Here is an 11406-nt window from a genome sequence, read left to right as displayed (position 1 = left end):
AATATGTTGCCTCCCACCACGTCGGCTGTGCCTCAACCGCTTAAAAGTCCGCAGCCATTAACAGAGGCACCGACTGAAGCGTTGAAACGAATTCAATGGTTGCTCACTGATGTTGATGACACATTAACATGGCAAGGCACTCTACCCGCTCAAACCCTTGAAGCACTAACGCAACTCAAGGAGGTGGGTGTTCATGTTATTGCGGTGACAGGCGCGTGTGCAGGATGGTGTGACCAAATCGCAAAATTATGGCCTGTTCATAGTGTGATTGGCGAAAATGGCGCTTTTTCCATGCAGAAAAACCGTCAAGGGTTTCACATTGAGTCAACGTTGCCCATGGCAACAATGAAGCATCAGCAAGCGCAATTGCTAGAGGCATTAAAAGAACTTCTGCGTGACTACCCCGATATTGATTTTGCTAATGACCAAGCGTTTCGCTACTGCGATGTCGCCATCAATATTGGCCAAGACCGCGATGCGGTTGATCGCGACACATGCCAAGAGTTACTGGCGCGTATTCGTCAATTGTCGATTGAAGGTCATAAGGTAAAAGCCACACAAAGTTCGATTCATATTAACGTGTGGATTGGCGAGCACAGTAAACAAGTGACGAGTGAGCAGTTACTCCTACAACAATTGTCACAAGAATCCTTACCTCTCGAACACATCACCTACATTGGTGACTCCCTCAATGACGAGTCTATGTTCGCATGGCTTCCCATGACATTTGGCGTCAACAATATTACTCGATGGCTACCACAACTCCGTGCAAAACCAAGCTATATCACTGTGAACAATGGTGGATATGGATTTGCTGAACTGGCAACGTTGATTGTTCAAGCAAAGCAGTAATTAACCATGTTCACCAAAGAGCCGACATTGCATACACAATGTCGGCTCTTTTCACATAAAAGGCGAGCGCTTACTCTTACGGTATTTACTTACAATGATAAACCGAAACTTGTGCCCCGGCTGGAAGCTCGTTACGAGTTTTAATCACTTTATCCACATTAAAATGAGTGCCACTCAACATGTACGTGGTGTTCTTAATGTACGGATAGAAATTATTCGGGTGCCCGTCTTCAAGCACGAATGTGTCTATCTTTTCACACTGCATGTGTTTCTCGGTGAAATCAGACATCATTCGAACTTTGGTCGCTTCAGGGTCTACTGGAATTTTTCTCGTCACACAGCCTGTGGTCATCAAAGTGATGAGGAGTAACAGTGTGGTACAAACTACTTTAAACATTTATTAGGCTCTGACAATAACAATCATAATTCGACGCGACTATAATCGTTACCGTATTCAAAACCAAATAGCGCCTATCGATAAAGTCGATAGAATGTATGCGCAACCTAATTTACAACCAACGTTGGGGATTAAGATTTCCGTCATGTTAGCAGTAGATACTGGTTTAGTTGCTTAGCTGCCTAATTGCTTAAATAAAAAAAGCCGACATTGAATTCACAATATCGATTTTTGTACTCACACTATCCGCGATTAGCGCTAGAAGCCACTGATTGGCAGTGATACGCCGTAACCTGCGCACCAACAGGTCGCCCTTTGCGGGTTTTAATCACGTCTTCAATCTGAAAGTGTGTGCCACCCAACATATACGTTGTGTTCTTAATGTACTGATAAAAATTATTCGGGTGTCCATCTTCAAACTTGAAGGTATCGACCTTCTCACAACTCATCCCTTGTTGGGTAAGAGCAGAGATTGCGTGAACTTTCTCTGCTCCAGGTTCCACAGGGATTTTGCGGGTAACACACCCCGTACTCACGATAATAGTAAGCACTAACGCTGCGCGAAAAATAACTTTAGACATATAATCGACCTTACTCATAATAACGATAATTCGACAGGACTCTCGTCCATCACAAAAGTGTATCGCCAAGCAACGTCGTTACTCCAATCAGTTATGCATCAAAAATCATTCATACCTTTCACGCCACATGTCAATCCTGATTCGTAAGTACTTAATCAAAAACACTTAATCACAAAAACTTAACCACAAAACACTTAATCACACGCTTTCAATTTCAATAGCGTATGGCCCAGCCCTATGTTATCGGTACGCTCTGTTACCTCAAGTCCAGCAGCTTCAACGATTTCTAAGAAATCTTCACTACGGTAGAAACGGCTATTACCGTTAGCGAGGCAAGTAAAATACAATGACGTAGCGTTTAGACTAAATGAGGCGGCATCGTATTTTTGTGCATCCCAAAACAGTTCTAAAATATAAACCGTCGAGCCAGGGGCAAGCTGAGCTCGTACGTTTTTCAAAATGGTCAGAATCTCCATCGGCGAAAAACAATCTAAGAATTGACTCATCCACCACACATCAGCATGCGCAGGTAATGCCTGAGATTTATCCAACATGTTAGCAGGGAAGGGATGAACGCGATCAGCAAAGCCATTATCAGCAACATTTTTCATCGCCACATTAAGCTGCTGCGGCAAATCAACAATGGTCACTTCAACATCATCATTGTAACCACAACACTGCAACGCCCACTTGCCCGTATTGCCACCAATATCTACGATGTGTTTAGGTTCAAGGCTGAACACTTCTTTTAGCAATATCGGAAACGAACGATCAGAATAAAAATGGTCAAACTTAAACCAGCTTTCTTTCGCTTTTTCAGGTAATTGAGATAAGCCTTGATAAATGGTTTCCCACTCTCCTAACTCTTTCAACCCTGCAGGTTTACCTTCTTTGATGGATTCAGTTAAATGCATCATCGCGGCGTAACAAACGTCTGCGGTAAAATCCATGTTGGCTTGAGTCATGCCATCATGGAGTAAGAAGTGCCCCATATTCGCCAATGAGTAGTTGGGTTTATTCCACAACACAATATGCGCACTGATCGCCATATCGAGCAGCACTTTTACCCCGTACTCAGACACACCCGTCGCTTGAGCAATATCTTCGGCACAAAGCCCTTTCTCACCCGCTTTATCAAGTTCAGCTAAAACACCTAAATCTCTTAAGGTACGAGCGGCTTGAAACACAATCGGAGCAAAAGACAGTTCTTGAGCGGCCGTCTTTGCTTCAAACGCATTGTATGGATCAATATTTTGTTCTGACACGTAAAATCCCGATTACTATCTAATTAATTATTTTGATGCTGCCGTCGCGGCAAGTTGCTTTCTTATATCAGTATTCAAATTATTGATCCAGCGGTTGTAATTACGATGAATTTCACCATCTGCTGCTTTTAAATTTTTTGAATCAACGTAAGTGATTGAATAATATTTTTTTGTGTAAGGAATGTCTATTATAGCTTCATGGCTGCGAACTAAAATGGTCGCGTTTAACTCACCTGCTTTGGTTTCTGACACCACCCAGCCACGATTCTCAGCCGCTTTAGTGATCACTGACTTGACTTGCTCCGCCGTTAAATCATATGCGACGGGCTCATTTTCGAAATTCAATACTGGCTGAACTCGCCCACAACCTACTAATATCAATGTCATGACAAATGCCATTGCGAACTTAAATGCCTTCATATTATTTCCTTACATTTTGGTTTATAAAACGATATGATTATCCAGTCGCCTGCAAATAAATCAATATCTTATGTCTCATCCACTGCCTATAATTTCTTTTAATATCGAAACTTGGTGCGCTAAGTCTAAAGGTCTACATACCCATGCAGACTGGTTGTCTTGGTCCCACACTGGCCAGTGGCCTGTGGAAGGGGTGCTAGAAGTCGATCGAATTCCTGCCATGATGCGCCGTAGAATGAGCTCACTAAGCAAGCTGGCGGTTCAGTGTGCCATCGAATTGATGGAGCACCCGTCTATCGATTATATTGTCTTTTCTAGCCGACATGGTGAGCTACTGCGCAGTTCTGAACTCATAAAAGATATTATTAATGGTGATGACGCCTCTCCTATGGCATTTTCTCAATCAGTGCACAACACGGCGGCAGGGTTGACAACCATCGCCACGAAACAACCCATACCCGTGACTTCCATCGCCGCTTCAAGCAACACCTTCCACAGTGCGATGATTGAGGCGTGGAGCTACCTAGAAGAACACCCAACTCACCGAGTGCTATTGGTTGATTTTGATGAACCAGTACCCGACATTTATCAGCAGTACGAAGACAAGCAATTTTGTAGCTATAGCGTAGGACTGATGCTAACTCATGGCGATTCACTGGCATTTCCGCTGTTAAGTTCCAGCCATACACATAATGATTTGCCACAAGCATTATGTTTTTTGCAGCATTGGTTAACTTCTACAACGGCACAAAAAAAGCCGCTATAACAACTTCAATAGCAACAAGGACCCGTAAGACTCATGGCACTGACACCACTCTATCTAAAAATAAATCAAGTTTGGCGTATCTTCGCCACAGGATTTTGCTTTAGTGTATTTGGCTTCGGTGGGCTCATTCTTAGCTTTGTTCTCATTCCAATCATTGCTCGACTTACCTCTGAGCCAACGGTGAGGGAGTACCGTGTTCAAGCGCTAATCCAACGTTCATTCCACCTTTTTTGCCGTTTGATGAAACATACTGGCGCGATAGATTACAAAATAACAGGGGCAGAACGTCTCCAGCAAGATCGTCACTGTTTAATTGTCGCTAACCACCCAAGCCTTATTGACTATGTGTTAATTGCCTCGCAACTCGAGCAATGTGATTGCCTAGTCAAAAGCGCGATTTGGCGCAATCCTTTTATGAAGCATATTGTCCGAGCGGCAGGCTATATTCCCAATGAAGCACCTGACGATGTCATATCGATATGCGATCAGCGTTTTGACCAAGGAAACGTATTGCTGGTATTTCCTGAAGGGACACGCACCACGCCTGGTGTTGAGTCAAAATTACAACGTGGCGCCGCGCAAATTGCCATTAGAACAAGACGTGATTTACGCGTGGTGCATATCTCAGTAAGCCCCAGTTTTTTAACCAAAGAAAAAATGTGGTACCAAGTCCCAAAGATCAAACCCTTTTTCCATATTGAAATAAAGGGTAAGATTGACGTAGAGCCGTTTATCGCGCAAACGAACTCCCCGACTTTAGCCGCAAGAAAACTGAACCGTTATTTGGCTGAAGCGATTTTCCCAAAAATGAACAACGATGAGTAAGATCCTGTGGAAGCACTACAAAATCAGATTAAACAACTAATTATTGATGCCTTGAATCTAGAAGACATCACAGTCGACGATATCGAAACTGACGCTCCACTCTTTGGCGAAGGCTTAGGGCTAGACTCTATTGATGCATTAGAGCTTGGCTTGGCGATTAAGAAAACCTTCAATATCGTCATTGACGCCGATGATACAAATACCCGAGAGCACTTTGCGTCTGTCGCAAACCTAGCCAACTATATTTCGTCTCAGACCAGCCACTAAATTAACAGATATCATCATGACAGAATTAAACCAACAGCAAGTATTTGAGCAAGTAAAACAGGCTCTCGTTGAACTCTTTGAGATTGACGAAGCGGATATTCAGCCTGACGCTCACCTATACCAAGACCTCGATCTCGACAGTATTGACGCGGTTGATCTGGTGGTACACCTACAAAAAGTGACAGGCAAAAAAATTAAGCCTGAAGAATTCAAAGCCGTTCGCACCGTCAATGACGTGGTGGTCTCTGTCACTGAGCTATTAAAAGACAACTAATGCGCCCATTGCTGACCATCCTGTCCGCAATCGTTATTTTTGCGTACCCTTTTGCCGTCTACTTCGGCGCAGAGCAATTTGGTTTGCAAGCGATCAGTATGATTCTTATCACTGTCTTTGTGATAAGAATCGCCTCTAGCAATAATACCAAGCTTAAAGAGTTCAAGCAGCTCGCGTGGATAAGCGGCCTCACCGGCATCACTTTAAGTGTGCTTGGCGCTGTATTCAAACAGCACGGATGGCTGACCTTCTACCCTGTTGTCGTCAACCTTTGTATGCTCACCGTTTTTGCACTCAGCCTCACTCAACCACAATCGATCATTGAACGTTTTGCTCGTCTCCAGCAACCCACCCTGCCTGATAGCGCTATTCGCTATACTCGTAATGTCACCAAGGTGTGGTGCGGGTTTTTCACTATCAATGCTGGTATCGCCTTTTATACCTGCTTTCAAACACTTGAGGTTTGGACGCTTTACAACGGCTTACTGAGTTACCTTGCTGCCGGTTGTTTATTTGCAGGCGAGTGGATCATTAGACAGTTTGTTCGCGAGGATTAATCTACTATGTCGTCCCATATTCAAGCGAACACCGCTTTAAATCGATGTCAGTCTCTTGCACACCTACTTAATGCAGCGCGTAGCCAACAGCATGTCGTCGCATTTGATGGCACGCATCACTGGACATGGCAACAACTGCTGAGTGATGTCACCGCCACAATGCAACAGATTACAACGTTTCCTGCTCAGCGCATTGCACTATGCACACAAGACAGCTATCGCTTTGCTGTCGGGCTGCTCGCCATTTGTCATAGTGGAAAATCTCTGATTTTGCCAGGGAATTACCAACCGGCAGCCCTTGCTGAACTTGCTTGCCAATTTGATCTATTACTACACGACGATGGCGTTGAGCCGCTCGCGGGTCATCCGTGTCAACCCATTCACGTGGGTAGCCAACACGATACCATCAAGACCTTTGATGTTCTTGAACTCAGTCATATCGAAGTGGTGTTATTTACCTCAGGATCCAGTGGCTCACCAAAAGCAATTACCAAAACCCTGCAACTTCTGAATACCGAAATCGCCATCTTAGAATCGGTTTGGGGGGCGGATTTAAAAAACAGTGTTATTGAAAGTACCGTCTCCCATCAGCATATTTATGGGTTACTATTTCGAGTGCTTTGGCCGTTGTGCAGCGGACGAGCGTTTGCCTGCCAAAACCTTGAATATCCAGAACAAGTGATGAGCCACGCGTCCCAAGACTGCGTTTTAATTAGTAGCCCAGCATTACTTAAACGGCTTTCAACGCAAACATCCATGTCACCCTATCGTGCGTTATTTTCTTCCGGTGGACCTTTGCCATATCCAACGGCGCAACATGCATGTACGCTCTTTTCGCAACTGCCAACGGAAGTCTACGGCAGTACCGAAACCGGGGGGATTGCGTTTAAGCAACAGCACCGTGAAGGTGAACACTGGCAACTCTTTCCCGGCGTCAAAGCCGAACTAAATCAAGAAGGTTGTCTACGATTAAAATCCCCACATATCGACCCTGACAATTGGTATCAAACGGCTGACGCCTGTGTCTTGCATAGCGCCGAGCGATTTGAACTAAAGGGGCGCACTGATCGTATAATCAAGATCGAAGAAAAACGAATTTCTTTAGTCGAGATAGAAAAACGCTTGGATCAGCTCGACTGGATTTGTGAAAGTGCGGTATTCTCTGCTCAGAACGAACAACGATTGTCCCTTAATGCCGCCATCGTTTTGTCACAATCCGGGCAAGACAAGCTTGAACGCTTAGGTAAAGGCAAATTTTGGTTACTGCTACGTTCTGAGCTAAGGCAATGGATAGAACCTATTGCCATTCCACGTCGCTTTAGAGTGATACAAGAGATCCCTTTAAATAGCCAAGGGAAACGACAAGTCTCAGAGCTAGCGTCGTTATTCAACGAAACGCATTAACCTGTTTCAGAGCGCCTAGACCCTTTACATTCACGCGACGGATGCCGACACGACAATGACAAAAAGAAAACCGACCGTTTTACAATCTGATGTACAATCGCCTAGCGCGATATTAAGCCTGAAAGTCGACGCCGATATTCTTGACTTTTGTGGTCACTTTTCTCATTTCCCTTTGTTACCAGGCGTGACTCAAATAGACTGGGCGCTTTACTACGCTGTCGAGCTACTTCAAGTGCCAAGCGCATTTAAAGGAATGGAAGTGATCAAGTTTCAAGAACCTATATTACCTGATGCGATTATCACACTGTCACTGAATTGGAATGAAGACACACAAAAGTTAGTATTCAAATACAGCTCAGTATCGGACGAACACACCACCGTCCACTCCTCTGGAAAAATGAAGCTAGGCACACCTTGTGACTAACACGCAAAAAAGAGAGCTCGTAGACCGCATGAGTGATAGCAAACCAGCAAACCGCGACTATAACCCCTGCTTCCTTGTCCCTTGCTTCAATCATGGCGATACTATTGCAGACGTCATTAGGTCACTGACGGCGTTTAGTTACCCTGTTTTACTGGTTGATGATGGCAGCAATCAGCGAACAAAAGCGGCATTGGCACAGGTCGCCACGCAACAACATGTGTCTCTTATTACACTTGACACTAATCAAGGTAAAGGCGGTGCGGTGATGGCGGGCCTTCGTCAGGCAAAAGCTCTCGGTTTTACTCACGCCATTCAAATTGACTCAGACGGTCAACACGATCTTGAATCACTACCTTCACTGATCGAGGCTTCCCAAGCCCAACCGGCGGCGCTTATTTCAGGCAAACCTGTCTACGACAGCAGCGTGCCAAAGTCTCGTCTATATGGTCGATATGTCACTCACTTTTGGGTATGGGTAGAAACGCTGTCGTTCGATATCAAAGATAGCATGTGCGGCTTTAGAGCTTATCCTGTTGATCAAACGGTCCACGTACTCGATAAGGTTCGCGTTGGCAGCCGAATGGACTTCGATATTGAAATTTTGGTTCGTATGTATTGGCAAGACTGCGACATCCAATTTGTCGATACCCGTGTTATGTACCCTGAAGGCGGCATTTCTCACTTCGATGCGCTTTGGGACAACGTCAAAATTAGCAAAATGCACACCAAACTGTTTTTCGGCATGCTTCCGCGAATACCCACACTGATCGCCCGTCACTTTAGGCGAACAGAACCGGTTGTCACCGCATCCCACAGTGAAGGCAACCCGACAATGCCAACAACGACTAGCACACACTGGTCAACACAAAAAGAGCGCGGCACCGTATTGGGTATCAATATCTTATTATGGATATACAAGCTTTTAGGGCGGCGAGCGTTTAATCTAATCTTACCGCTTGTGACCGGTTACTATCATTTAACAAATCACCGTGCTCGTCACGCGTCTGAACAGTATCTACAGCAATTAACAAGCTATGCCGACAGTCGCGGCCTTACTTTGCCAAATAACCTCACTAGCCAACAGCACTTGCTGTCTTTTGGGCATACGATGTTAGACAAACTCGCAGCATGGAAAGGTGACTTTTCGCTCGACAACCTGACTATCCATGGCCAAGAGCAATTTCAACCACTTATTGATAATAAGCAAGGCGTGCTGTTACTGGGCTCACACCTTGGTAATATAGAACTGTGTCGAGCCCTCAGTCGTCGCTATAGCCATATTAAAATCAACGCGCTGGTATTTACTGAACACGCCGAACGCTTCAATGCCGTGATGAAAGCCGTCAATCCGAACTCCGAACTCAACCTTATTCAGGTCAGCCATATGGGCCCCGATACCGCCATCCTATTGCAGCAAAAAATCGAGCAAGGAGAGTGGGTCGTGATTGTTGGAGATCGCACTTCCACCAGCAAAGAACAGCGTTGTGTTTGGGCTGATTTCCTCGATAAACCCGCGCCATTTCCTCAAGGGCCATTTATGTTGGCATCGGTACTCAAAGCGCCGGTTTATCTCATGTTTGGTCTTCGCGATGATAACCAAGCCACCCCCCATTTTAATGTCTATTTTGAACACTTCAGTGACAAAATAGCCTTACCACGCAGTACACGACAAACCGCATTGGAGAGCGTAGTACAACGTTACGCGGCACGCTTAGAGCATTACGCTATGCTAGCGCCGCTACAGTGGTATAACTTTTTCAACTTTTGGACGTTAAGTAAAGATCATGACGAAGAACACTAATATTATTTTTGGTGCCGAGCACCTTTCCATTGAAGATGTTGTTGCCATTTCGGCGGGCGCATCGGCAAGCATGAATCGTTCTCCGGACTACGTCGCCAAAATCGATCGAAGCGTCGCGTTCCTAGAGCGTTTATTGAAAGAAGAAGGCGTTATTTACGGCGTGACGACAGGTTATGGCGATTCGTGTACCGTCGCTATTCCGCCGCACCTCGTTGATGAGTTACCTCTGCACCTAACACGATTCCATGGTTGTGGATTGGGTGATAACCTCAGCCACGAACAATCGCGCGCCGTTTTAGCAACACGTTTGTGTTCGCTATCTCAAGGCATGTCGGGCGTCTCACACGACCTACTCAATCAAATCACCACACTCATCAATCATGATATTGCCCCAAGAATTCCGCAAGAAGGTTCCGTAGGTGCCAGTGGCGACCTTACGCCGCTTTCCTACTTAGCTGCGGCTCTTATCGGTGAGCGTGAAGTGCTATACAAAGGTGAAATTCGCGCAACAGAAGACGTCTTCAAAGCACTAAACATCAAACCCATTACGCTCAAGCCCAAAGAAGGGCTAGCGTTAATGAACGGCACCTCGGTCATGACTGCGCTTGCGTGTTTGGCCTTTAAACGAGCGGAATATCTGGCTCAGTTGTGCACAAAGATCACAGCGATGGTTTCCGTTGGCATTCATGGCAACGATTTCCATTTTGACGAAGCGTTGTTTGCCGTGAAGCCTCATCCGGGTCAGCAACAAATAGCAGCATGGCTACGTGATGATCTACAAGCCGAACGCCCACCTCGCAATAGTGACCGCTTACAAGACCGATACTCACTTCGCTGCGCACCACATGTTATTGGTGTGGTTCAAGACTCGCTACCATGGCTACGTCAACTGATAGAGAATGAACTCAACAGCGCCAATGATAACCCAATTATTGATGGTGATAACGAGCGTGTTCTGCACGGTGGTCACTTCTACGGCGGTCATATTGCGATGGCAATGGATACCTTAAAAACCGGCGTCGCCAATCTGGCGGATTTACTGGATCGTCAAATGGCGCAATTGATGGACTACAAGTTCAATAATGGCCTGCCTTATAACCTAACTGGCGCTGAAGGCGATCGTAAGCCAATCAATCACGGTTTTAAAGCGGTGCAAATTGGTATATCGGCATGGACAGCCGAAGCATTGAAACACACCATGCCTGATAGCGTATTTTCGCGCTCTACCGAATGCCATAACCAAGATAAAGTCAGCATGGGCACGATTGCCGCGCGTGACTGCTTACGCGTATTAGAACTGACCGAACAAGTCGCGGCAGCTTCGTTACTTGCAGGAACACAAGCGATTGAACTTCGAAAACGACATAATGAGCTCGATGAACATCACATGAGTGACAACCTGAAAGCCATTCGCGATTCGATATTAAGTGAGTTTGAAATGGTGATTGAAGATCGCCCATTGGAAGCGGATTTACGCCATTTCATGAACCGTATTCAGCAACGTCATTGGTCGCTGTATTAAGCGCTAAACATTAGGCATTAAGTAATAGGTATTAACCGTTAGGTATTAACC

The 11406-nt window shown here is 45.4% G+C and carries 14 protein-coding genes; 10 read left to right on the top strand and 4 right to left on the bottom strand.

Translation table 11 applies throughout. From position 1 onward, the window contains the following. Positions 1–3 precede the first annotated feature (3 nt). Complete coding sequence (locus tag MD535_RS02250; protein WP_265673569.1) at positions 4–852, top strand: HAD-IIB family hydrolase; 849 nt, start codon at positions 4–6, stop codon at positions 850–852. Positions 853–937: 85 nt separating this feature from the next. Here the strand turns inward: MD535_RS02250 and MD535_RS02245 are convergent, their stop codons facing one another. From MD535_RS02245 to MD535_RS02230, 4 genes are all read right to left on the bottom strand, one after another. Next, positions 938–1249: a hypothetical protein gene (locus MD535_RS02245; protein WP_265673313.1), complete on the bottom strand. Its 312-nt coding sequence runs from the start codon at positions 1247–1249 to the stop codon at positions 938–940. 242 nt (positions 1250–1491) lie between these two features. Then, positions 1492–1830 (bottom strand): hypothetical protein, encoded by a 339-nt coding sequence (locus tag MD535_RS02240; protein WP_265673312.1) that lies wholly within the window; start codon positions 1828–1830, stop codon positions 1492–1494. A gap of 194 nt (positions 1831–2024) precedes the next feature. Then, positions 2025–3095: a class I SAM-dependent methyltransferase gene (locus tag MD535_RS02235; RefSeq protein WP_265673311.1), complete on the bottom strand. Its 1071-nt coding sequence runs from the start codon at positions 3093–3095 to the stop codon at positions 2025–2027. Positions 3096–3122: 27 nt separating this feature from the next. Continuing rightward, the gene (locus tag MD535_RS02230; protein ID WP_265673310.1) at positions 3123–3515 is read right to left on the bottom strand and encodes a hypothetical protein; all 393 of its coding nucleotides are present in this window, start codon (positions 3513–3515) and stop codon (positions 3123–3125) included. A 70-nt stretch (positions 3516–3585) separates the two neighbouring features. On the opposite strand from MD535_RS02230, the gene MD535_RS02225 reads away from it, so the two are divergent. From MD535_RS02225 to MD535_RS02185, 9 genes are read left to right on the top strand one after another with little or no spacing between them, the layout of a single operon-like run. Then, a complete protein-coding gene (locus MD535_RS02225; RefSeq protein WP_265673309.1) occupies positions 3586–4281 on the top strand; it encodes a beta-ketoacyl synthase chain length factor in 696 nt (231 codons plus the stop codon). Between the two features lie 33 nt (positions 4282–4314). Continuing rightward, on the top strand, positions 4315–5106 hold the full coding sequence (locus MD535_RS02220; RefSeq protein WP_265673308.1) for a lysophospholipid acyltransferase family protein: 792 nt from the start codon (positions 4315–4317) through the stop codon (positions 5104–5106). Between the two features lie 6 nt (positions 5107–5112). Continuing rightward, the gene (locus MD535_RS02215; RefSeq protein ID WP_265673307.1) at positions 5113–5373 is read left to right on the top strand and encodes a phosphopantetheine-binding protein; all 261 of its coding nucleotides are present in this window, start codon (positions 5113–5115) and stop codon (positions 5371–5373) included. A 16-nt stretch (positions 5374–5389) separates the two neighbouring features. Next, complete coding sequence (locus tag MD535_RS02210) at positions 5390–5647, top strand: acyl carrier protein (RefSeq protein WP_265673306.1); 258 nt, start codon at positions 5390–5392, stop codon at positions 5645–5647. After that, a complete protein-coding gene (locus tag MD535_RS02205) occupies positions 5647–6204 on the top strand; it encodes a COG4648 family protein (protein ID WP_265673305.1) in 558 nt (185 codons plus the stop codon). Before MD535_RS02210 ends, MD535_RS02205 begins: the two co-directional genes overlap by 1 nt. Positions 6205–6210: 6 nt before the next feature. Further along, entirely contained in the window at positions 6211–7608 is a 1398-nt protein-coding gene (locus MD535_RS02200) for an AMP-binding protein (RefSeq protein WP_265673304.1), read from the top strand. Positions 7609–7663: 55 nt separating this feature from the next. Then, complete coding sequence (locus tag MD535_RS02195) at positions 7664–8032, top strand: ApeI family dehydratase (protein WP_265673303.1); 369 nt, start codon at positions 7664–7666, stop codon at positions 8030–8032. A 28-nt stretch (positions 8033–8060) separates the two neighbouring features. Further along, positions 8061–9833 (top strand): glycosyltransferase family 2 protein, encoded by a 1773-nt coding sequence (locus MD535_RS02190; protein WP_265673568.1) that lies wholly within the window; start codon positions 8061–8063, stop codon positions 9831–9833. After that, complete coding sequence (locus MD535_RS02185) at positions 9817–11355, top strand: HAL/PAL/TAL family ammonia-lyase (protein ID WP_265673302.1); 1539 nt, start codon at positions 9817–9819, stop codon at positions 11353–11355. The genes MD535_RS02190 and MD535_RS02185 overlap by 17 nt, the downstream gene beginning before the upstream one ends. The last annotated feature ends 51 nt before the right edge of the window (positions 11356–11406 follow it).

Origin of the sequence: Vibrio qingdaonensis, assembly GCF_026191675.1 — a bacterium.
Classification (GTDB): domain Bacteria; phylum Pseudomonadota; class Gammaproteobacteria; order Enterobacterales; family Vibrionaceae; genus Vibrio; species Vibrio qingdaonensis.
Note: the sequence above shows the minus strand (reverse complement) of the source record. Positions and strands in the feature narration are given on the sequence as shown.